Genomic DNA, 22,184 nt, shown 5'->3' on the forward strand with positions numbered 1-22,184 from the left:
CGTACGTCAGTCGCCCACCGGCGCCGGAGTGGGCGTCGGTTCCGCGGCGGACGCCGTGTTGTTCGCCTTGCGCCTCAGCACCAGCATCGACGTCACGCCGATCAGGACGGCCGCCACCAGCCCCAGCCAGGAGAACCGCTTCAGCCAGGACTCCGCGACGATCCCCACGTAGTAGATGACCGCCGTCGTGCCGCCCGCCCACAGGATGCCGCCGAGGACGTTGGCGGTCAGGAACTTCCAGTAGGGCATGCGCAGCACACCCGCGAGCGGGCCCGCGAAGATCCGCAGCAGGGCGACGAAGCGGCCGAAGAAGACCGCCCACATGCCCCACTTCTGGAAGGACCGCTCGGCGGTCGCGATGTGCGCCTCGCTGAAGTGGCGGGGGAACTTCCCGCCCAGCCAGCCCAGCAGCGGCCGCCCGCCCTTACGGCCGATCGCGTAGCCGATCGAGTCGCCGATGATCGCGCCGGCGGTGGCGCACGCGCCGAGGACCACCGGGTCGATGTCGCCGTGCTGGGAGGCCAGCAGCGCCGAGGAGACCAGGATGATCTCGCCGGGCAGCGGGATGCCCAGGCTCTCCAGCCCGATGACGGTCCCCACCAGCGCGTACACGGCGACCGCGGGTACGGTCCCGAGCCATTCCTGGACGTGCAACGCCTCTTCCTCCGGTCCGCCGATGCCGTGTTCCGTGCGCGTGGGTGCCGCCCCGTCGGGGGCACGGTCGGGAAGCCTACCGGGTCGGGGTGAGCCGTCCGGTAAGGGCCGTATGCCGCGCCACCCGGGCCGGTCGGCCCATGCGCGCGGGCGGCGGACGGGCGGACTCTGGAAGCAGCCGGTGGAGACCCCGGCGACGCCCACAGCTCGCATCCGGGAGGCCCGCCATGTTCGCTCCCCCGTCCCCCAGCCTGCCGCGTGCCCTGCCCGCAGAGCACCGGGAGCGGCTCATGGCCGCCGCGCGCGAGGTGTCCTTCCCGCAAGGGACCCGGCTGTTCGAGGAGGGCGGCCGGGCGGACCGGTTCTGGGTGATCCGGACCGGCACCGTGGAGCTGGACATGCGGGTGCCGGGCCGCCGGCCCGTCACCATCGAGCGGCTCGGGCACAACGAGCTGGTCGGCTGGTCGTGGCTGTTCCGTCCGCACGTCTGGCACCTGGGCGCCGAGGCGGCCACCCCGGTGCGGGCGTACGAGTTCGACGCCGCTTCCGTCCTCGCCCTGTGCGACGAGGACGCGGAACTGGGCCGTGAGGTGACCCGCTGGGTGGGCGAGGTGGTGGCCCACCGGCTGCATTCGGCCCGGATCCGGCTGCTCGACCTGTTCGGTCCGTACGGCGCCGGCGTGGCCGGGTGAGGGAGGCCGCCCATGCCGTCGGGGGCTCACCGGTCGCCCGTGGGACCGGTGAGCCCCTTCCTCCTGTCCGGGCCCGCGACCCGTGGGCCCCGCGCTTGCTACGTCCCCGTCAAAGGGCAGTGACCGAATCGTGTCAGGGCGCGGCTAGGGTGGCTGCCCATGTGGCCAGGACAGCAGCCGCCCGGGGGCGAGCAGAACCCGCAGTCGAACAACCCGTACCAGCAGCCGGGGTACCAGCAGCCGAATCCGTACCAGCAACCCGGCTACCAGCAGCCGAACCCGTACCAGCAGCAGCCGCAGTGGGGCGAGCCGTCCACCGTGGGCATGCCGCAGCCGGGTGACGGCGGCGGTGGCGGGAACCGCACGAAGCTGGTGGCGATCATCGCGGCGACGGCGGTGGTCGTGGCGGCCGGCGTGACCGGTTTCCTGGTGCTCGGCGGCGACAAGGACGACGAGGCGGACGGCAAGAAGCCCACCAAGCCGAGCGCGACCGCGTCCGAGGACGCCTCCGCCGACCCGGCCCCCTCGGCCTCGGGGGGCAACCCGCGCGGCGGCGAGGGCGAGAAGGCGACGATCCCGGGCTGGCAGGTCGTCGTGAACACCCGCTTCGGCACCAAGTTCGACGTCCCGGGCGACTGGGAGATCGAGTCGCCGGGCACCTCCGTGGGCTTCGAATGGGAGGAGAAGGACGGTGAGATGGGCCGCACCACCGTCACCGCCCCCGCCTACCTGAAGTCCAAGTGGTGCACCGAGGACGAGAACAAGGACGGCCGCACCGAGGACACCGCGCTCGCCACCGCCGGCACCCGTGGTGAGAACGGCGCGAAGGACACCAAGCAGGCCGCCGAGACCCGCGTGCCGTGGTGGATCTTCGGCGGTTACACGCAGCCCGACAAGAAGAGCGTGAAGTTCGACGCCCCGAAGCCGTACACCACGAAGTCCGGGATCACCGGGCACGTGGCCACGGCGCACTCGGAGGGCACGCCGCAGAAGGGCAAGTGCGACAGCGAGGGCAAGGCGATCACGTTCGGGTTCAAGAACGGCGCGGGCGACTTCGTCACCTGGAACCTGTACGGCGCGGCGGGTGTGAAGGAGGAGATCCCCGAGGCGACCGTGCAGAAGATCCTCAGCACGGTCCGGCTGACCGAGGAACCGCCGACGGAGTCGTGACGGGCCGGGCCCGCGCGTGTGCGGGCCCGGAACCCATTTGGCAAGTCGGCCCCCTCCCGGCGATAGTCACCGGGTGCCGACCTCCGCCGTCCGCCGCCGCCCCGCCTGGGCCGGCCGCAACTACACGCTGCTGACCGCCTCCGCCGTGGTGACCAACCTGGGCAGCCACGGCGCGCTGATCGCCGCCGCGTTCGCCGTGCTGGGCGCGGGCGGCGACGGCGGGGACGTGGGTCTGGTGGCCGCCGCCCGCACCCTGCCGCTCGTGCTGTTCCTGCTGGTCGGCGGCGCCGTCGCGGACCGGCTGCCGCGGCACCGGGTGATGGTCGCGGCCAACGTCCTGAACTGCGCCTCGCAGGCCGCGTTCGCCGCGCTGGTCCTCGTGGGTGAGCCGCAGCTGTGGCAGATGATGCTGCTCAGCGGACTGGGCGGCGCCGGGCAGGCGTTCTTCAACCCCGCCGCCGAGGGCATGCTGCTGTCCTCCGTCGACGGCGAACAGGCCGGCCGCGCGTTCGCCGTGTTCCGTATGGCGATGCACGGGGCGACCCTGGGCGGCGCCGCGCTCGGCGGGGCGATGGTCGCCGCGATCGGGCCCGGCTGGGTGCTGGCGGTGGACGCGGCGGCCTTCGCGGTCGCGGCGGTGCTGCGGGCGTTCCTCGACGTGAAGCACATCCCGCCGCGCGAGCCGGGCGGCGGCATGCTCGCCGATCTGCGGGACGGCTGGCGGGAGTTCACCGGCCGGCCGTGGCTGTGGGGCATCGTCGTGCAGTTCTCCATAGCCAACGCGGTCGTCGGCGCGGCGGACGCGGTCTACGGTCCGCTGGTCGCCCGCGACCACCTGGGCGGGCCGGCCCCCTGGGGCGTCGCGCTGGCGTTCTTCGGCGGTGGCACGGTGGCGGGCGCGCTGCTGATGACGCGCTGGCAGCCGCGCCGTCTGCTGCTGGTGGGCACCCTGTGCGTGTTCCCGCTGGCCCTGCCGTCCGCGGCGCTCGCGGTGCCCGTGCCGGTGGTGGTGCTGTGCGCGGTGATGTTCCTGACGGGGCTGTCGGTGGAGGTCTTCGGCGTCTCCTGGATGACGGCGCTGCACCAGGAGATACCGGAGGAGAAGCTGTCCCGGGTGTCCGCGTACGACTGGTTCGGGTCGGTCGCGCTCGTCCCGGCGGCGATGGCCCTAGCGGGGCCGGCGGAGACGGCGTTCGGCCGCCCGGAGGCGTTGTGGGGGTGCGCGGCGCTGGTCGTCGTCGTGACGGCAGCGGTTCTGACGGTCCCGGACGTCCGCAATCTGCGCCGCCGCACGAAGCAGGTCGCGGGCGCCGTGCAGGGCGCCCAGGAGCAGGTCGGGGACGGGACGGCCGTCGGGTAGCCGCGGCCCGGTGGGGGCGGACCGCACAGTTCCCCGCACCCCTGAGGATGCGGCCCCTCCGTCGCCCCGAAAGGGGGCGCGGGGAACTGCGCGAGCAAGCACGACGGACCCGCAGTCCACGTCACTGCCGCCCGGCCGAGGCTGAGCGCACAGTTCCCCGCACCCCTGAGGATGCGGCCCCTCCGTCACCCTGAAAGGGGCGCGGGGAACTGCGCGAACGCCCGCTACGGCGCCGCACCCGACCAGCGACCGTCACTCCCCCAAGGGGCGCGGGGAACTGCGCGAACGCCCACCACGGCGCCGCAGCCGATCCCTAACCGATCGCGAACGCCCCCGAGGGCGGCAGCGGTGACGGCACCGCCGTCGCCTCCTGCACCGGCACCGCGTCCCCCATCAGACGCCGCAAGGCCTCCCCCTGCCGCACCCGCGCCGGAAACGGGTCCCCCGCGACCGCCCGGGTCAACGCCTCCACGTCCAACGCGCGGTCGGAGGCCGCCAGGACCACGTTCCCGAACCGCCGCCCCCGCAGCACCGCCGGCTCGGCGACCAGCACCACCTCCGCGAACCGCACAGCGACCGTCGCCACCTGCGACCGCAGAAACGCGAACGGCGCCGCGTCCGCCAGATTGGCGAGGTACACCCCGCCGCCCCGCAACACCCGCGCGACCTCGTCGACGTACCCGACGGTGGTCAGGTGCGCCGGCACCTGCGACCCCCCGAAGACGTCCGCGACCACGACATCCGCGCTGTCGTCGGGGGCGGCCTCCAGCCACGCACGCGCGTCGACCGTGTGCACGACGACACCGACCCCCGCCGGCAACGGCAGATGCTCGGCGACCAGCGCGGCCAGCCCCGCATCGGCCTCGACCACGTCCTGACGTGACCCCGGCCGGGTGGCGGCCAGGTACCGGGGCAACGTCATCGCCCCGCCCCCGAGATGCACCGCGTCCAGCGGAGCCCCGGGCTCGCCGGCCACGTCGAGCACGTGTCCCAGCCGCCGCGCGTACTCGAACTCCAGGTGCGTCGGCTCGTCCAGGTCGACGTAGGACTGCGGGGCGCCGTCGACCGTCAGCAGCCAGGCCCGTTCCCGGTCGACGTCGGGCATCAGCTTGGCGGTGCCGTGGCCGACGGCGCGGGACACGGGGAGGGGCTCGTTCACCGTCCCATTGTGCCGCCGCGCCGCCGCGCCACCGCCGGACCGTGTCAGGGGCTCACACGACCTCCGTCACCGTCCCGGCCCCGACCGTGCGCCCGCCCTCGCGGACGGCGAAGCCGAGCCCCGGCTCGAGGGGTACGTCGCGCCCGAGCTCCACGGTGACGGTCACCGTGTCCCCGGGCCGCGCCATCGCCGCCTCGCCGAGGTCGACGATCCCGACGACGTCCGCCGTGCGGATGTAGAACTGCGGCCGGTACCCGGTCGACAGCGGTGTCGTCCGGCCGCCCTCACAGGAGGACAGCACGTACAGCCGCGCCGTGAACCGCCGGCTGGGCGTCACACTGCCCGGCGCGGCCACCACGTGTCCGCGCCGCACCGCGTCGCGCGGCACCCCGCGCAGCAGCAGCGCCACGTTGTCCCCGGCCTGCGCCTCCTCCATGGGCTTGCCGAAGGTCTCCAGACCGGTCACGACGGTCTCGGTGTCCGCGCCGAGGACCTGCACCTTGTCGCCGACCCGGACCGTGCCGCGCTCCACCGCGCCGGTGACGACGGTGCCGCGCCCGGTGATGGTGAGCACGTTCTCCACCGGCAGCAGGAACGGCGCGTCCAGATACCTCTCCGGCACGGGCACATAGGTGTCGACCGCGTCGAGCAGCGCCTCGATCGACGCGGTCCACCGCGGGTCGCCCTCCAGCGCCTTGAGCCCGGACACCCGGACGACGGGCGCCGCGTCACCGCCGTAGCCGTGCGCGGTGAGCAGCTCGCGTACCTCCAGTTCGACCAGGTCGGTCAGCTCCTCGTCGCCCGCGTCGGCCTTGTTGAGCGCGACGACGATGTGGTCGACGCCGACCTGGCGGGCGAGCAGCACGTGCTCGGCGGTCTGCGGCATGATCCCGTCCAGCGCGGAGACGACGAGGATCGCCCCGTCGAGCTGGGCGGCGCCGGTGACCATGTTCTTCACGTAGTCGGCGTGGCCGGGCATGTCGACGTGCGCGTAGTGCCGGGTGCCGGTCTCGTACTCGACGTGCGCGATGTTGATGGTGATGCCGCGGGCGGCCTCCTCCGGGGCCCGGTCGATGCGGTCGAACGGCACGAAGGTGCCGGCGCCCCGCTCGGCGAGGACCTTGGTGATGGCGGCGGTCAGGGTGGTCTTGCCGTGGTCGACGTGGCCCATCGTGCCGATGTTGAGGTGCGGTTTGGTGCGGATGTACGCCGTCTTGGACATGGCGGTACCTGGAAGCCTCTCAGGTGATGACGCGTCAGGCCCCGGGCGCGGCGGAGGGCGCGCGGCCGGGACGGGGACCCCGGGAATCCGGCCGACCCTCCCCCTGCGGGGTCCGCCGGGCAATCCGGGGAGGGTCAGCTTCGGGCGCCGTCGACTGCGGCGAGGAGAACGGTGACGGCAGCCTTCGGGGCATCCGCGACGGCGGATGCTGCGAGGAGGAAGGCGTACCGGAACATGACGTCGATCCTCGCCGACGCCGCGTGGCGCGTCGACTCATTTTCCGCGAAGCGGAAGTACGCCCTGCACTTCAGCGGCGCGCACCGCTCACGCCCCGATGTTCCTCAGCGCCTCCCGCACGGACAGCGGCGCGAACCGGCCGCCCTCGCGGGCGACGAAGTCGCGTACCGCGTCCGGGTCGGTCTTGGCGTACTCGCGCAGGGCCCAGCCGATGGCCTTGCGGACGAAGAAGTCGGGGTGGCCGGACTGGCGCAGGCAGTAGCCGAAGAGACGCTCGGCGTCGGTGCGTTCCTTGAAGCGGAGCTGGTGCAGCAGCGCGGTGCGTACGAGCCACTTGTCGTCGTCGGCGCTCCACCGGTCCATCTCGGCGGTGAGCGCGGGGTCGGCGGCGACGAGCGTCCCGACGACGTGCGCGGCGAGCAGGTCGACGGTGTCCCACCAGGGCACGGCGGTGACGAGGTGCCGGGTCACGGGCAGGAAGCCGGAGGAGCACCGCCGCACGTGCCGGCGCAGGTAGTCGACGGCGAAGTAGTGGTACTCCCGCGCGGGCAGCTTCCAGCAGCGCAGCGCGACCGCGGTGCAGTCGGCCTCGGACGGGCGGGGCAGTCCGGCCTCGACGGTGCGGGACAGGGCGCGGCGCACCGGGGTCTTCAGTCCCAGGAAGGGTGCGACGTCCTTCATGTAGGCCCGCATGGCGTCGGCCGCGACGGGATCGGCGGCGGCCGCGTACGCTGCGACGAGCCGCTCCACCACCGTGTCGGCCAGCGTGCTGTCCGGCACCCGCGGCGGCGGCGGACCGTCTTCTGTGACGCGCATGAGACGCACACTACGGCGATCTCGCACACATGTCGGTTAGTGTCACCGGATGCTCGATGCCACCAACCGCTCTGGGGGCACCGCCACGGCCCGTCCCCGGGCCGGCTCGTCCGACCTCGCGGTCGCCGTCCCCACGGCCGCTCCCGTTCTCGCGCCCGCTCCCGGTTTCGCCGGGCGGTGCGCGAGAGTCCTGCTGTCACCGTGGTCCCGGCTGTCCCTGCTGGTCGTGCTGCTCGCCTCGGCGGCGGTGGTCATGGTGGTGCTGGAGCCGCAGCAGCTGCTGACCGAGGGCCTGCCGGCCCAGCTCGGCGGTGCCGTGGGCGTCGTCGCCTACGCGGTGGCGTACGGGGCGTGCACGGTGGCGTTCGTGCCGCGCCCGCTGCTGAACCTGGCCGCGGGGGCGTTGTTCGGCTCCCAGTTCGGGCTGGTGGCGGCGCTGGGCGGGACGGTGCTGGGCGCGGGTCTCGCGTTCTGCCTGGGCCGGGTGCTCGGCCAGGAGGCGCTGCGTCCGCTGCTGCGTGGGCGCTGGCTGAAGGCCGCGGACCACCAGCTGAGCCGGCACGGTTTCCGGTCGATGCTGGCGGCGCGGCTGTTCCCCGGCATCCCGTTCGCCGCCGCCAACTACTGCGCCTCGGTCTCCCGGATGGGCCTGCTGCCGTTCCTGCTGGCGACGGCGCTCGGCTCGATCCCGAACACCGCCGCCTACGTGGTGGCGGGCGCCCGTGCCTCCACCCCGACGTCCCCGGCCTTCCTGATCGCGCTGGCCTGCATCGCCGTGCCGGGTCTCGCCGGCGCGGTCGTGGCGTGGCGCAAGCGGCACCGGCTGCGCGCCGGGTAGCGGCGGGGGCGGTCCGTCAGGTCCGCTCCAGGATCATCGCGTTGGCGAGCCCGCCGGCCTCGCACATGGTCTGCAGGGCGTAGCGCGCGCCGCGCTCCTGCATGGCGTGGACCAGGGTGGTCGTCAGCCGGGTACCGCTCGCGCCGAGCGGATGGCCGAGGGCGATGGCACCGCCGTGCACGTTGACCTTGCCGAGGTCGGCGCCGGTCTCCTGCTGCCAGGCGAGGACCACGCTGGAGAACGCCTCGTTGACCTCGAACAGGTCGATGTCGTCGAGGGAGAGCCCGGCCCGGCGCAGCACCTTCTCGGTGGCCGGGACGACGCCGGTGAGCATCAGCAGCGGGTCGGAGCCGGTGACGGCGAAGCTGTGCAGCCGGGCGAGAGGACGCAGGCCGAGCCTGGCGGCCGTCTCCCCCGCCATGACGAGGACGGCGGACGCGCCGTCGTTGACGGGGCTTGCGTTGCCGGCGGTGACGTTCCACTCGATCTGCGGGAAGCGCTCGGCGAAATGCGGGTCGTGATAGGCGGGCCGGAGCCCGGCGAGGACCTCGGTGCTGGTGTCCGGCCGTACGCACTCGTCGCGGGTGACGCCCTCCAGGGGCGCCACCTCGGCGTCGAACAGCCCGGCGTCCCAGGCCGTGGCGGCCCGGCGGTGCGAGGTCACGGCGAAGGCGTCCATCTGCTCGCGGGTGATCGACCACTTGGCGGCGATGAGTTCGGCGCTGATGCCCTGCGGGACGAGCCCTTCCGGGTGGCGCGCGGCGATCCCGGGGCCGAACGGGTCCTTGCCCTCGGGAACGTTGGACCACATCGGCACCCGGCTCATCGACTCCACACCGCAGGCGACGGCGATGTCGTACGCGCCGGAGATGACGCCCTGGGCGGCGAAGTGCACGGCCTGCTGGGAGGAGCCGCACTGGCGGTCGACGGTGGTGGCGGGCACGGACTCGGGCAGTCCGGCGGAGAGGGCGGCGTAGCGGGTGGTGTTCATGGCCTGCTCGCCGACCTGGTCGACGGTGCCGCCGATGACGTCGTCGATGAGCTCGGGGTCCACGCCGGAGCGTGCGACGAGGGTGCGCAGGATGTGGGCGAGCAGTTCGACGGGGTGGACGTGGGCGAGGGCGCCGTTGGGCTTGCCCTTCCCGACGGGGGTGCGTACGGCTTCCACGATGACTGCGTCACGCATGGTGCGGGCCTCCTTGGCCGGACCGGGTCAGGACGGGATGCCACCGGGGCGCTGCTACCGGTGAGTAGGAAATCCGAACTCACCATAACGCGGCAGGTTGGAAAATCAAACCTTTATCGGTGGTGCCCGTAAACTGACCCCATGGCCGCCTCCAAAGACCCGCGCCCCTGCTCCGTCGCCGACGCGCTCGCACTCGTGGGCGAGAAGTACTCCCTGCTCGTGCTGCGCGAGGTGTGCCTCGGCAACGGCCGCTTCGACCAGCTCGTGCGCAACATCGGCGCGCCGCGCGACATCCTGGCCACCCGGCTGCGGCGCCTGGTCGACGCCGGGATCCTCACCAAGCGCCCGTACAGCGAGCGCCCGCAGCGCTTCGAGTACCGGCCCACCCGGGCCGGTCTCGAACTGGAGCCCGTGCTGTGGACGCTGAAGGAGTGGGGCGACCGGCATCTCCGGGCCGACAGCGGCACGCCGATGAAGCTCGAGCACCACTGCGGCGACGAGTTCGTGCCGGTCGTCACCTGCCGGGCCTGCGGCGAGGAGGCACGTCACCAGGACCTCACCGCGCACCCCCAGGCCCCCGGCTGGACGGTGCGCGGCCCCGCCGCCGCCTGAGCGTCACCCGTACGGACGCGGCGGGCCACCGGACCTTCGCCGAGGCTTCATCTCCGGACGCTACAGTTCGCCATCGGCGCGCCCGATGATCGACAGCACCGCAGCCGGCGGTGGGGGTGTGCCCTTCGACCTTTCCGCGATCGGCACTTGGATCCCACTGCCCCATGTCTTGGTTCGAATCCCTGATCCTCGGCCTCGTCCAGGGTCTGACCGAGTTCCTGCCCGTCTCCTCCAGCGCGCATCTGCGGCTGACCGCGGCCTTCTCCGGCTGGGAGGACCCCGGCGCCGCCTTCACCGCGATCACACAGATCGGCACGGAGACCGCTGTGCTGATCTACTTCCGCAAGGACATCGGGCGCATCCTGTCCGCGTGGACCCGTTCGCTCACCGACAAGGAGATGCGCCGGGACCAGGACGCGCGCATGGGCTGGCTGGTCGTCGTCGGCTCGATCCCGATCGGCGCGCTCGGGGTGACGCTCAAGGACCAGATCGAGGGCCCGTTCCGCGATCTGCGGCTGACGGCGGCGATGCTGATCGGCATGGGCATCGTCCTGGGCGTCGCCGACCGGCTCGCGGCGCGCGCCGAGAGCGGCGGCCGGCACCGGGTGGCGGCGCCCCGCAAGGAGCTGGCCGACCTGACGTTCCGTGACGGCCTCATCTACGGCGTGTGCCAGGCGCTGGCCCTGATCCCGGGCGTCTCCCGCTCCGGGGCCACCATCAGCGGCGGCCTGTTCATGGGCTACCGGCGCGAGGCCGCCGCCCGTTACTCGTTCCTGCTCGCCATCCCCGCCGTGCTCGCCTCCGGCCTGTTCGAGCTGAAGGACGCGGCGGACGGCGGGCACGTCTCCTGGGGGCCGACGCTCTTCGCCACGGTGATCGCGTTCATCACCGGGTACGCGGTGATCGCGTGGTTCATGAAGTTCATCTCGACCAAAAGCTTCATGCCGTTCGTCTGGTACCGGATCGCGCTCGGCATTGTCATCGTCGCCCTGGTGGCGACGGGTGTCCTGAGCCCGCACGCGGGCGAATCCGGCGGCTGAACCCGGGCCACAGATGTAGCGCCGTCCAGCATTTCCCAGCGCCTGATTGCAGCATCACGCCGTGATCATCTCCCACCAAGGGATGACACGGAAGGGCCCGCACGGCTTGCCGTGCGGGCCCTTCCGTGCAGAGGAGGCCCGCCTGGGAGCGGGACGGGCCGAGAACGGGCGCCAGCGCGGGGTGACCTGACCGAACGGATTAACCCGGGTCCAGTTTCGGACCCGGGTTGGTCATTTCCGGACGGAGGGAGATCCAACTCTTTACAGGGAACGCCAGGGGCGATCGACAATGTCAGTGAATCGGGGGTCCGGTTCATTCCTTGGTGCTGCTGAGAATTCCGCTCACGTTCAGGACCTCGTGGCACCCCTGAGCCTGACGACCGGTCGCGGGCGTACCAGGCTTGGCGCAGGTCACGCTGATCGTCACGGTGTCGTTTTCGGCGATCTTGATGGGGGTCACCCAGTGGTAGTCCTGGTTACGGAAGGTCTCCAGCGCGATGGTGGTGATCTTGCGGTCGCCGAAGCTGAAGGTCAACACCCCTTCGTCACCCTGGAAGTTGGCGACGACGGCGTCCGTGACCCCGAAGACACTGTCCTTCGGCACCTTGTAGCTACGGGACTTGGTCTCCCCGGCGGCCAACTGCACGTCGATGGTCTCCGAGTGCTGGCCGCTGGTGCCCGTGACGCCCTCCTCGCCCGAGGCGCCATCGAGCCCACCGCCCGATCCGGCCGGTGCGCCCGACTCCCTGCCGCCCGGCTCGGAGTCCGAACCGCCGCCGGTCTCGGCGCCCGGACGCTGTGCCCCGGCGGGCGTGGGACCCTGCTGGACCGCTTCCTCGGCGGCTTCCTTGGCGGCGCTCTTCACCACGGGACGCACCAGTGCGAACCAGGCGAGCAGCAGCGCGAGCAGCGCCGCCAGCAGAATCAGCAGCCATCGCGGGAAGATCGGGATCTGGACGAACTCCGCTTCCAGCGGCGGCCGGGCGGCGGGCTCGTCCCACCGGGACTGCTCCTCGTCACCGGTCTCGGCGGTGTCCACCGTGAACGGCCACACCACCGGGGCGCCGAACCACACCGGCTTGGCCGTACGGACCCGCAGCCCGACCTCGGTCGACTCACCGGGCTCCAGCTTCGGCTGCGCCGGGGTGAAGGCGAACCCGAGTTCCTCGCCCGCCTGACCGGGCGTGAAGCCCACCTGCACCGGAGTGTTGCCCTGGTTGCGCACCACCAGCTTGTAGCGGCCGCGCAGCCAGCCGCGGCGTCGGCGCGGGGCCAGCTCGGTCTGCAGTTCGTGGAACGCCTCGATGTGCACGGTGGTTTCGAGGACGCGTACCGACTCGGGGTGCTCGGTCGGCAGAACCCGCACGCCGAGGGGCCTTTCGCCGGCCCGGATCTCCGGGGAGCGTGGCGGTGCCAGACGGAGCGTCACCGTTTCGGAGGTGCCGGGATAGAGCGAGACCCGGGCCGGTTCCACGGTGGTCCAGGGGGCGCAGTCCCCGACGACCTCCAGGTTGTACGCCTCGACGATGTCACTGTCGTTGCGGACGGTCAGAATGGTCGTGGCGATCTCGCCCGGCGTCACCGTCACGGCCGGAATGTCGAGGCCGGGCGCACCCGGACCGGAAGAGGCTGCAGAAGGCGTCACGCCACCACGGTAGAAGTGTGCCCCGGAGTCCCACGAGGAACGCGAGGGCAACAGCCGGGCAGTGACGTTGCCCGGCATCCTGATGCCAACCACTTCGTACCGGTGGCTCGTTGATGCGGCGCGCCGGATCCCGCGCGCCGCCCACCGGTGGTCGCCTCGTCCTGGAACCGCCCTTGCCCCCACGAACTCTGGAACAGGTAGCCACCGATGTCAGGTGCAGAGGAGACCAGCCCTGCCATGTCCGACACCACGTCACATGAGCCCGCCCAGGCGAAAGCCGCCCATCGGACGTCCCGAGCCGGCCGTCCGGACCGGGTGACCGTCGCCGTCTACGCCGCCGATCCGGTGCTGCGCGTGGGCATCGTCCACCAGTTACGCCAGCGCCCCGAGGTCGACCTGGTCGACGACGCCGACGCGGAACGGGCCGAGGTGTCGCTGGTGGTCGTCGACAACGTCGGCGACGACGTGGTCGCCCTGCTGCACCGGCTGCGGCACAACAACGCCACCCGAACCGGCCTGGTGATAGGCACGCTCGGAGCCGGCGCGCTGCAACGCGTCATCGAGTGCGGAGTGGCGGCGGTGCTGCGGCGCGCCGAGGCCGAACAGGACCGGCTCCTGAGCCTGGTACTGGCGATAGCCAACGGAGAGGGAGTACTGCCCGGCGACCTGCTCGGCAAGCTGCTCTCCCACGTGGGCAACCTCCAGCGCTCGGTACTCGACCCCGGGGGCCTGTCCCTGTCCACGCTGACCACCCGCGAGGCGGACATGCTGCGCCTGGTGTCGGAGGGCCTGGACACGGCGGAGATCGCGCGCAAGACCGCGTACTCGGAACGGACCGTCAAGAACGTCCTGCATGAGATCATCACGCGACTGCAACTGCGCAACCGGGCCCACGCGGTGGGCTACGCCCTGCGCAACGGGCTGATCTGACGGGGCGGTCGACTGGTTGGTACGGCCAATGGACCCGACGTACCGGCTGACACGGGTTCGTGCGAACTCTGTCCGGCGACCTCCGGGAACCCGGCGCTGCCCGAAAGCGCACCCCACGTTTCCCCCGGGTACGTCCCCACCGCCCTGCCGCCCCGCACCGGGGCGGCGCACAGTGGCGGGGGCACATCCAGATGCCGCACCAGACTGCGAAGGGGACCGTGATGGAAACCGCTGGCCCCGGCGGGCGGTACCGCCTGGGGAGACTCGGGGTGTCGCTGCTGCTGCTGGTCCCGCTGCTCGGCGTGACGGCGGCCGCAGGACCGGGCAGCGCCGAGCCGCAGGCGAAGGCGGTGGCCGCCGCCGCGGACGCCCGGGTCGCGTACGCCGGTACCCGGCACCGCAGTCTCGGCAGGGTCACCTCCCCCACCTCCGACCCCAAGGAGAACGTCAGCGCACCGCTGTTCGGGGCGGGCCCGGCCCACTACGACACCCAGCCGTCCGCCGTCGGCGACCGGATGGTCTTCGCGAGCCGCCGTGACGAGAGGAAACCGCAGATCTATCTGCGGGCAGCCGACGGTTCGGTACGCAAGCTCACCAGCGGCATGGACGCGGCGCACCCCCAACTGGCCCCGGACGGCCGGTCCGTGCTGTTCGACTCCGCCGAGGCGAGCGGCGTCGGCGGCGGGACGCAGCGCGACCTGTGGCAGGTACGCACCGACGGCACCGGCCTGACGCAGCTCACCGACACCCCCGCGAACGAGGAGGACCCGACGGTCTCCCCGGACGGGCAGCGGATCGCGTACTCCAGTGACAGCGACGCGTCGGCCGGAGCGCAGATCTACGTACGGCCCCTGGCGGGCGGCACCGAAACCCGGATCACCGATCCCGCGAACGGCGCCGCCACCGAGCCGGCGTGGAACCCGGTGAACGACGACGTCAACCGGGACTGGATCGCGTACACCGCCACCACCACCGTCGACGGGCAGTCGCAGCCCCGGCTGCGGATAGCGAACGGGACGGCCGACGAGCCGCTGTTCGGGCCCACGTACGCAGACTGGCGTGCCCACGGGGCAGCGTGGAAGCCCGACGGGGACGGGGTGGTGTTCCTGAGCCCCGAGGTCACCTGCACCTGTGAGGGCACCTACGACCACGTGTTCAGTTCGACCGCACACAGCGACCAGGAACCGGTGCTGGTGCTCAACGAGGACCGGGAGGTCCTCTCGCCCACCTGGCTCGGCCCGAACGACGGAGGCGGCGTGGTGGTGGAGCGCACCACCGCGCAAGACCCCGGAACCCGTACCGATGCGCTCTCCGGCGCGCACGTGGTGACGCTGCAGGACGCCCGGGCGGACGGGTCCGACCCCCGTGACCTCGGGCTCACGATCCTCAACGAGGACCCGGAGGCCGACACCAACACCGATCCCGCCAAGGACCCGCTGTTCCAGCCCCGGGACGGGTTCGACCCGTGGACCGAGCGGCAGAACTACACGCCTGACGGCCGCCGGATCGTCGTCACCCGCTTCGAGACCGTCGACGGCCAACGCGTCGAGCGGATCTGGATGGTGGACGCCGACGGCGCCAACGCGGCGCCCATGCCGCTCGCGGGACGCGGCGCGACGGACTGGGACACCGACCCGACGTACTCCCCGGACGGCAAGTTCCTTGCCTTCACCCGGACTTCGCCGGGCGGCGTCGGTGAGGGCGCGGGACCCAGCCGCATCCTCCTCGCCGACGCCGCCACCGGTGCGATCACCGGAGAGATCACCCCGCCGGCCGGGCAGCTCCAGGGCCAGGACGCCCAGCCCACCTGGTCCTCCGACGGCACCACCCTGGCCTTCACCCGCAACATGGAGATCAACGGGGGCGGCGGCAACAAGCACGTCTGGACCGTGCCGGTGAACAACCTGGGCCGGCAGACCGACCTGAGCGCCACCAACTGTCCGGGCGACTGCGAAGTCATCGACGACAGCCCGGCATTCTCCCCGGACGGACTCAGCATCGCCTACAACCGCAAGAACGGCGGCGGCGCGGTCGGCGAACGAAACGGCCTGCTCCTGTCGTCCCTGTCGGGCGACAACTGCCAGGTGCTGCTGCCCGCCTCCCTCATCGACCTCCCCGGCGCCTGCGGCCGGGAGCTGCCGGACACCTCGGCCACCGGCCCCTTCCAGCCTCGCGACGCCGCGTGGACGGCCGATGGCAAGAGCCTGGTGTTCAGCTCCCGCGCCGAGGGCGCGGTCAACAGCCCCGAGAAGCTGAGCGTCCTGAACGTCGAGTCGGGCGAGATCACCCCGCTCACCACCGATTTCCCGGGCCGGCAGAAGGAACCCGCCGTCCAGCGGTCCGTGGACCTCGCCCTCGAGGCGCCCGGTACCACGCCGGAGGTCGCCGTCGGCGACTCCGGCACGGTCACCGTCGACGTGGTCAACAACGGTCCCGCTGCCTCTCCCGGCACGACGCTGACCATCGCCCCGCCGCCCGGCGTGCAGATCACCGGGATCACCTATCCCGGGGGCACCTGCGACGCCGCCTCCCTCCAGTGCGACATCGGCGTGGTGGAGCCCGGCACGACCGAGCCCATGGAGGTCACTCTCACCGGAGTCACGCCCGGCGACGCGCCGATCGACTGGTCGGTCACCGGTACGGTCCTGGACCCGGAGCCCACCGACAACACGGGCCGGACCGTCGTGCCGGTGGTCGAGGAGGACACGCCGCCCCCGCCGAGCCCGAGCCCCACTCCGACACCGACGCCGGCGCCGCCCACCAGCGCGCCGCCCACGACCACGCCGCCCACCGTGCCCCCGGAGCCGGAGGAGCCGAAGGCCGGACCCGGCGTGCGTGTCAACGCCCAGCCGAACCCCGGCCATGTGGGCGGGCGCGTCGTGGTGACGTACACCGTGCGCAACGGCCGCAACGCGCTGGCGACCGGGCTGCGGCTGCAGATCGTCCTGCCCAGGGGCATACCGAACAGCGGGCCGCAGGCGGGCTGCGACGCCTCCTGGGTGTGTGCGCTGCCGGACCTGAGGCCGGGCGCGAGCACGGTCGTACGGGTGGTCCTCAGCCCCAAGAAGGCGACGACGGGCCAGGCGGTCGGCATCCTCACCACCACCGGGACGGACGCCGACAGGAACGACAACACCGCCCGGGAACGGCTGCGGATCCTGCAGCCGCGCATCATCGCGGTGCCGGAGATCGGCAAGCCCGGCTTCGTCACCTCGGTGCGCGGCAAGGACTTCCCGCCGGGCGTGCCGGTGCGGTTCAAGTGGAACCCGGGGATCACCGCGGCGGCGGCGCCGACCATTCCGAAACGGGACGGCACGTTCATCGGCCAGCTGCTCATCCTCGCCAAGGACCAGACCGGACCGCGCACCATCACCGCCGGCGGTCCCGGGTTCTCGCCGGTGAAGACCGACTTCCTGGTGGTCGCCGGCAACGTGCAGCCGCCCGGCGAGGTGACCCGCCGGTGATCCACGAGGTCGACGAGGGGCTGCGGCGACTGCTCGGCGAGTCCGGTCTGGAGGCATCGGGCGTCGAGGTGGTCTTCGACGCCCCCACCCGGGACTGGGCGGCGCGCCGCAGCGCCCCGACGGTCTGCGTCTTCCTGTACGACATCCGTGAGGACGCCGCCCGGCGCGGCACCGGCGCCGGGGAGGTGTACGACGAGGACGGGTTCCTGGTGGCGCGGCGCTCCCCGCCGCGCTGGTTCTGGCTGTCGTACATGGTCACGGCGTGGACGAGCCGACCGCAGGACGAGCACCGGCTGCTCTCGCAGGTGCTCGGCACGCTGGTGGCCACGGACACGGTGCCCGCGCGGCTGCTCACCGGCACGCTCGCCGAACTCGGCCTCACTGTCGGGCTGGACGCCGGCGGGGCCGCGCTCGACGCACCGGCCGCGTCCGATGTGTGGTCGGCGCTCGGCGGCGAACTGAAGGCCTCGCTCGGCCTGCGCGTGCGCGCACCGCTCGCCGGGATCAGCAGGGTCACCGCTCCGATGGTCACCGAGGGCCTCGTCGTCCGCTCCGCCGCCGCACGCGAGGGCGCGGAAGCGACACCGGGCCGCCGGCTGCGCTACAAGGAGGTCAGCGACCCGGGCCACGACGGCTTCGCCGGCCCACGCGAACGGGGCGAGGCCCCGGCCCGACGCCGCCGGGGGGACCGCCGGCCGTGACGTACACAGCAGAACCGGACGGCGTGGCCCACCTCGCCGTCGACGACCCCCTCCCTGCCGCCATCGCCCCCCTGTGGACGCGACTTCGGGCGGTCGAGGAGCGGGTGCGGCAGGCCGTGGGGGCGCGGCAGGCCAAGGATCCGGATCCTGAGGACCCGTACCGGGGGCAGTACCTCACGCCCGAGGCGGCGGCGCGAATCCTGGACGAGCAGGGCGGTCTCGACGTACCCGGGGAGGAGCCCTGGCAGCCGCCGGCCGGTTCCGTACTCGACGGACTGGCACGGCGGTTCGGACTGTCCGAGCTGGATCTGGACCTGCTCCTGGTCGCGATGGCGCCGGATCTGGACGCGCGGTTCGAGCGGCTCTACGGCTATCTCAACGACGACCTGACACGCCGCCGGCCCACGGTCGGGCTCGCCCTGGAGCTGTGCGGGCTCTCCGGCACGGCACCCGCCCGGTTCCGGCTCGCCCCCGGAGCGCCACTGATCGAGGGCGGACTGGTGCAGGTCACCGAGCCGGAACGGCCGCCGCTGTCCCGGGTTCTGGTGGTCCCTGACCGGGTCACCGGGCACCTGCTGGGCAGCGCGCAGCCAGACGACCGGCTCGCCGGGGTGCTCGGCGAGGCACGAGAGGACCCGACGGCACAGGAGGCGGACGTCCACCTCGCGGCTGCCGCGGCCATGACCGGCGTCGGTCTGGTCCATCTGCGCAGCCGCGGCGGTGACGCCGAGGGACTCGCCGCCGCCGCCCTGCACACGGCCGGGCTGCGCCCGCTCGCCCTGGACGCCGTGGCGCTCGCCCGGCGCCCGGCCGAGGTGCCGGAGCTGGCCCGGGTGGTCGCCCGCGAAGCCCGGCTGACCGGCGCCGGGGTCCTCCTCGGCCCTCTGGAGGCACTGCCCGCGGAACCCGCCGAACGGGCCCGTACGCTCTGGGCGCTGTGCGCGGCGCTGCGCGGGATCCCCCTCTTCACCCACGGCACCGGCGGCTGGGCCCCGGAGTGGGCGGCCGATACCCCCGTCGCCCTCACCGTCCCGGCCCCCTCCCCCGAACGCCAGGCCGCACGCTGGCGTCACGCCCTTGAACGGGCGGCGGGTGACGGCTCGGCAACCGGCGGCGTCGCTGGGTCCACTCGCACCGCCGGTGACGATTCCACGCCGGGCCACCTCGCGCGCACCGCCGGTGACGGTTCCACGGACGGCCGCCTGCCGCGGACCGACGGTGACAGTCCCACGACCGGCCGCCTGGCCCGGGCCGCCGGTATCGGTTCCGTGACGGGCGACGCCGGCGCGTTCGCTCGAGCCGTCGGGGAGGGTGTCGCGGTCGGCGATGCCGGCGCGCTTGCCGGAGGTGGCGAAGATGCCGCGGCAAGCGATGTCAACGTGCTTGGCGGAGTCGGTGGGAATGGTGTCACGGTCGGCGGGGCCGGTGCGGTTGCCCGTGCCGTCGGGGACGGCGTCGCGACCGGTGACGTCGAGGAGTTGGCGTTGGCTGTTGCCGCGCATCGGCTGGACGCGGGGCAGTTGCGTCGGGCTGCTGACGTGGCGGTGCGTACGGCTGTCCTCGCGGGACGGCCGGTTCGTCCTGACGATGTGCGGGCCGCCGTACGCGCTCAGAACGGTGCGGGGCTGGACCGGCTGGCCCGGCGGGTGGAACCGGGCGTCGGGTGGGACGACCTGGTGCTGCCGCCCACCACCCACCGGCGGCTGCGGGAGCTGGCGCTGCGTGCCCGCCATCGCGAGCAGGTGCTCGGGCAGTGGGGGATGCGGCCCGGCGGAGGCCGGGGACGCGGTGTGATCGCGCTGTTCGCGGGCGAGTCGGGCACCGGCAAGACCATGTCCGCGGAGGTCGTCGCCGCGGACCTGGGCATGGATCTGTATGTGGTGGACTTGTCCACAGTCGTGGACAAGTACATCGGCGAGACCGAGAAGAACCTGGAGCGGATCTTCACCGAGGCGTCCGCGGTCAACGCGGTGCTGCTCTTCGACGAGGCCGACGCGATCTTCGGCAAGCGGTCGGAGGTGAAGGACGCCCACGACCGGCACGCCAACATCGAGTCGGCGTATCTGCTCCAGCGCATGGAGTCGTTCGACGGCATCGCGGTGCTCACCACCAACCTGCGGGCCAACCTGGACGAGGCGTTCACCCGCCGCCTGGACGTCGTGGCCGACTTTCCCGTGCCCGACGCGGGCCACCGCCTCGCCCTGTGGGACCGCTGCCTGGGCGACCTGATGCCCCGCGCCGACGACCTGGACCTCGCCTTCTGCGCGGACCGCTTCGAACTCGCCGGCGGCTCCATCAGGGCCTGCGCGGTCACCGCGGCCTACCTCGCCGCGGAGTCCGGCGGGCCGCTCACCATGCGGCAGGTGGTGACGGCGGTCGCGCAGGAGTACCGCAAGCTCGGACGACTGGTCCTGGAGAGCGAGTTCGGGCCGTACACGGCGGACGCCGTCGGCGCCTGAGAGGCGGACTCCTACGGCCGCGGGCCGACCAGTTCCTCGTACAGCTTCCGCTTCTGGGCGGCGTCCTTGGCTGCCTCCAGCTTGTCCGCCCAGTCCCGCTTGATCGTCTGGAGGAAGCCGTGCCAGTCCTGCCCACCCATCTTCCCCAGTTCCGCCCTCGTGTTACCGATCTTGTCCGGCTTGTGGCCGTGCAGCACGGACTCGGGGTTGGCGGTCGCCTCCGTGGACCTGATGCCGTGGTGATAGCCGACCGGGCTGCGGGCGCCGGGCGCCACCGTCTCGATGCCGACCAGCAGCGCGCCGTCCTTGTCACCGGTCGGCGCGGTGAACACCAGGAGCATGTGGCCGTAGGAGCCGTTCGGCAGGACGACGTCGCCGTTCCAGTCCTTGGTTCCGAAGCCGCCACCCGAGAAGTTGACCCCCAGCAGCTCCGGGGCAGTCATGCCGGGGGTGTACTCCGAGACCTTGTTCTTCAGCGCCGCCCCGACGCCGCCCTTCTCCTTGAAGCTGCCGGGCTCATCGTCCTTGTTCTTGCCGATGGATGAGCGGTGCGTGGCGTAGTCGCGCTTGATCGTGTGCTGGTGCGGGGTGCCTCCCTTGGTGACGCCGAGAAAATCGAGCAGCTGATGGGGGCTCTCCCCCTTGCGAAGGGCGGGGATGCGGATGTTGACGCGTCCGCCGTGGGCGAGCGCCCGGATGACGTCGCCCTCCCTGTAGTCGACATAGTTGCCGTCCTTCCCCGCGACCTGGAGACCGTGCCGCAGGATGAGCAGGACGTTGGTGAGGATGTTCCGGGCGAAGTCGTCCCGCCCTTTCATCTCCTCCGTCGCGTGTTCGCCGGCGGACTCGTGCATCTGCTCCTCGCGCAGGCTGTCCGGGACCAGGGTGTCGACGGCCGTTTCCCGGATCTGCTCGTTCCGTTCGTTCTCCAGCCTCACCCGTTCCGGATCGTCGGGCGCCAGCCCGTTGGTCCGCATGAACCGGCCCAGGGTGTAGGCCGGATTGGTCGGCGTGGAGGCTCCCGGGACCGGCCCCTGTGTCTGGAAGGCGAGGGTCGCGGCGAGGATACGCCGTCCCGGGCTGAGCTTCAGCCAGGTCGAGTAGTCGGCGCGCTTCCGCTCCGCTGCCTTGCCCTTGCCCGTGCCGCTCTTGTCCTCGTCCTTGCCGCTCGCGTCCTTGCCCTCGGCGATCCGCCTGCCCTCTGCCAGGGTGCCGATGCCCACGGTGTTCAGCCAGCCCGGCCTCTTCGCCGAAAGGATCTCGATGTCCCTGAGTTCGTCCTGCTGGAAGGCCAACCCGAGGACAAGCCGCCGTTCCAGGACCCACCGCATCCGGGTATCCTCCAGCAGCCAGTCCTCCGGCCACTTCTTGTGCGGCTCCCAGAAGTTGAACTTCCGTGTCTTCTGGAGCGTGTGAGCCTCGATCGACGCGCTGAGCCGGACCATCACCGCATCGGGGTCCTGGGAGGTCTGCAGGGCAGCCTCGTCGGCCGGCAGCGCGCTCTCCCTCGCGGAGGCGTCCGCTTCCCTCTCGCTGTCCCGGGTCCGCTGGACGATCGCCGTCGCCGCCTGGTTGCCGGCCGCGCTCTGGAGCGCCGCCACCTCGGCGGGGCTCACCCGGCCCGGGCCGTCCGCCCGGACGGGTGGCGCTGCGACCCGCGGGGCGGGCACGGCCCGCGCCGGTGTCCTCGGCCGTCTCCGCTCGGTGTCGGCGTGCCGCTGTTCGTACATCCGTGTTTCCTTCCGACTCGTCACACCGCCCGGCCCCGGACCCGTGTGCCGCTATCGCCTATCCGTGCGCTCTGCGCGCCAGGCTTCAACTTGCCCGGCTGCGGCTCAAGAGCCGCAGGGGCCGCGCCGGGGCACCTGCGGGCATCCACAGGCCGCCCCGGGCCACTGGAGCCCGCCCTTCCGGGCCGGGACCGATCGGCCACCGCAGCCCTGCGCCCGCTCATCGACAGGCAGGGCCGCGTGACAACGGCCATCCGGCGATGGCCCGC

17 protein-coding genes are annotated in these 22,184 nt (G+C 72.5%); 10 read left to right on the forward strand and 7 right to left on the reverse strand.

Translation table 11 applies throughout. The annotated features are described in order from the left end of the window. Positions 1–6 precede the first annotated feature (6 nt). The gene (locus MTR79_RS21415; protein ID WP_189364108.1) at positions 7–654 is read right to left on the reverse strand and encodes a DedA family protein; all 648 of its coding nucleotides are present in this window, start codon (positions 652–654) and stop codon (positions 7–9) included. Between the two features lie 227 nt (positions 655–881). On the opposite strand from MTR79_RS21415, the gene MTR79_RS21420 reads away from it, so the two are divergent. The 3 genes from MTR79_RS21420 to MTR79_RS21430 all read left to right on the forward strand — a co-directional run bounded on the left by MTR79_RS21420 (position 882) and on the right by MTR79_RS21430 (position 3,876). Beyond that, a complete protein-coding gene (locus tag MTR79_RS21420; RefSeq protein ID WP_244791789.1) occupies positions 882–1,346 on the forward strand; it encodes a cyclic nucleotide-binding domain-containing protein in 465 nt (154 codons plus the stop codon). Between the two features lie 159 nt (positions 1,347–1,505). Continuing rightward, positions 1,506–2,516, forward strand: a complete 1,011-nt coding sequence (locus tag MTR79_RS21425) for a hypothetical protein (RefSeq protein WP_086701637.1) — start codon at positions 1,506–1,508, stop codon at positions 2,514–2,516. A 73-nt stretch (positions 2,517–2,589) separates the two neighbouring features. Beyond that, positions 2,590–3,876, forward strand: coding sequence for an MFS transporter (locus MTR79_RS21430; RefSeq protein ID WP_086701636.1), 1,287 nt, complete (start codon positions 2,590–2,592; stop codon positions 3,874–3,876). 313 nt (positions 3,877–4,189) lie between these two features. Here MTR79_RS21430 and MTR79_RS21435 read toward each other — a convergent pair whose 3' ends face one another. The 3 genes from MTR79_RS21435 to MTR79_RS21445 all read right to left on the reverse strand — a co-directional run bounded on the left by MTR79_RS21435 (position 4,190) and on the right by MTR79_RS21445 (position 7,310). Continuing rightward, complete coding sequence (locus tag MTR79_RS21435) at positions 4,190–5,035, reverse strand: fused MFS/spermidine synthase (protein ID WP_244791790.1); 846 nt, start codon at positions 5,033–5,035, stop codon at positions 4,190–4,192. A 52-nt stretch (positions 5,036–5,087) separates the two neighbouring features. Further along, positions 5,088–6,257 (reverse strand): elongation factor Tu, encoded by a 1,170-nt coding sequence (tuf, locus tag MTR79_RS21440; RefSeq protein ID WP_244791791.1) that lies wholly within the window; start codon positions 6,255–6,257, stop codon positions 5,088–5,090. Between the two features lie 324 nt (positions 6,258–6,581). Continuing rightward, positions 6,582–7,310 (reverse strand): DNA alkylation repair protein, encoded by a 729-nt coding sequence (locus MTR79_RS21445; RefSeq protein WP_086701632.1) that lies wholly within the window; start codon positions 7,308–7,310, stop codon positions 6,582–6,584. Between the two features lie 49 nt (positions 7,311–7,359). Here MTR79_RS21445 and MTR79_RS21450 point away from each other — a divergent pair, with 49 nt between their 5' ends. After that, positions 7,360–8,148, forward strand: coding sequence for a TVP38/TMEM64 family protein (locus tag MTR79_RS21450; protein ID WP_086701630.1), 789 nt, complete (start codon positions 7,360–7,362; stop codon positions 8,146–8,148). 16 nt (positions 8,149–8,164) lie between these two features. On the opposite strand, the gene MTR79_RS21455 is transcribed toward MTR79_RS21450, so the two are convergent. After that, complete coding sequence (locus MTR79_RS21455) at positions 8,165–9,334, reverse strand: thiolase family protein (RefSeq protein WP_244791792.1); 1,170 nt, start codon at positions 9,332–9,334, stop codon at positions 8,165–8,167. A 141-nt stretch (positions 9,335–9,475) separates the two neighbouring features. On the opposite strand from MTR79_RS21455, the gene MTR79_RS21460 reads away from it, so the two are divergent. Both MTR79_RS21460 and MTR79_RS21465 read left to right on the forward strand, forming a co-directional pair. Next, positions 9,476–9,946 carry a helix-turn-helix domain-containing protein gene (locus tag MTR79_RS21460; RefSeq protein ID WP_086701627.1) on the forward strand — a complete coding sequence of 157 codons (471 nt, stop codon included), beginning with the start codon at positions 9,476–9,478 and terminating at the stop codon, positions 9,944–9,946. Positions 9,947–10,110: 164 nt separating this feature from the next. Further along, the gene (locus MTR79_RS21465) at positions 10,111–10,986 is read left to right on the forward strand and encodes an undecaprenyl-diphosphate phosphatase (protein ID WP_244791793.1); all 876 of its coding nucleotides are present in this window, start codon (positions 10,111–10,113) and stop codon (positions 10,984–10,986) included. A gap of 313 nt (positions 10,987–11,299) precedes the next feature. On the opposite strand, the gene MTR79_RS21470 is transcribed toward MTR79_RS21465, so the two are convergent. Continuing rightward, positions 11,300–12,583 (reverse strand): hydrolytic protein, encoded by a 1,284-nt coding sequence (locus tag MTR79_RS21470; RefSeq protein WP_189364146.1) that lies wholly within the window; start codon positions 12,581–12,583, stop codon positions 11,300–11,302. Between the two features lie 285 nt (positions 12,584–12,868). On the opposite strand from MTR79_RS21470, the gene MTR79_RS21475 reads away from it, so the two are divergent. The 4 genes from MTR79_RS21475 to MTR79_RS21490 all read left to right on the forward strand — a co-directional run bounded on the left by MTR79_RS21475 (position 12,869) and on the right by MTR79_RS21490 (position 20,185). Continuing rightward, the gene (locus MTR79_RS21475) at positions 12,869–13,561 is read left to right on the forward strand and encodes a LuxR C-terminal-related transcriptional regulator (protein WP_244791794.1); all 693 of its coding nucleotides are present in this window, start codon (positions 12,869–12,871) and stop codon (positions 13,559–13,561) included. A gap of 221 nt (positions 13,562–13,782) precedes the next feature. Continuing rightward, the gene (locus tag MTR79_RS21480) at positions 13,783–17,025 is read left to right on the forward strand and encodes a hypothetical protein (RefSeq protein WP_244791795.1); all 3,243 of its coding nucleotides are present in this window, start codon (positions 13,783–13,785) and stop codon (positions 17,023–17,025) included. Beyond that, positions 17,022–17,726: a DUF4255 domain-containing protein gene (locus tag MTR79_RS21485; protein ID WP_086701623.1), complete on the forward strand. Its 705-nt coding sequence runs from the start codon at positions 17,022–17,024 to the stop codon at positions 17,724–17,726. Before MTR79_RS21480 ends, MTR79_RS21485 begins: the two co-directional genes overlap by 4 nt. Further along, positions 17,723–20,185, forward strand: a complete 2,463-nt coding sequence (locus MTR79_RS21490) for an ATP-binding protein (protein ID WP_244791796.1) — start codon at positions 17,723–17,725, stop codon at positions 20,183–20,185. The genes MTR79_RS21485 and MTR79_RS21490 overlap by 4 nt, the downstream gene beginning before the upstream one ends. Before the next feature lie 11 nt (positions 20,186–20,196). On the opposite strand, the gene MTR79_RS21495 is transcribed toward MTR79_RS21490, so the two are convergent. Beyond that, a complete protein-coding gene (locus MTR79_RS21495; protein WP_244791797.1) occupies positions 20,197–21,915 on the reverse strand; it encodes a PE-PGRS family protein in 1,719 nt (572 codons plus the stop codon). Positions 21,916–22,184: the final 269 nt, after the last annotated feature.

It is taken from the genome of Streptomyces sp. BJ20, from assembly GCF_022869105.1.
Lineage (GTDB): Bacteria > Actinomycetota > Actinomycetes > Streptomycetales > Streptomycetaceae > Streptomyces > Streptomyces griseoincarnatus.